1 rRNA gene is annotated in these 255 nt (G+C 53.3%); it reads right to left on the reverse strand.

Annotated features, from left to right (window positions below):
• Positions 1-255: ribosomal RNA gene (locus H3O04_RS35895) — 23S ribosomal RNA — on the reverse strand; the annotation flags it as partial.

Here is a 255-nt window from a genome sequence, read left to right on the forward strand (position 1 = left end):
CGGGTCTACGCCCAGCAACTGAACGCCCTATTCGGACTCGCTTTCGCTACGCCTGCCCTATACGGTTAAGCTTGCTACTGAACGTAAGTCGCTGACCCATTATACAAAAGGTACGCCGTCACCCCTTACGAGGCTCCGACTGTTTGTATGCATGCGGTTTCAGGATCTATTTCACTCCCCTCCCGGGGTTCTTTTCGCCTTTCCCTCACGGTACTGGTTCACTATCGGTCGATCACGAGTATTTAGCCTTGGAGG

This window comes from Burkholderia sp. KCJ3K979 (genome assembly GCF_016759955.1).
GTDB classification, from domain to species: Bacteria; Pseudomonadota; Gammaproteobacteria; order Burkholderiales; family Burkholderiaceae; genus Burkholderia; species Burkholderia orbicola.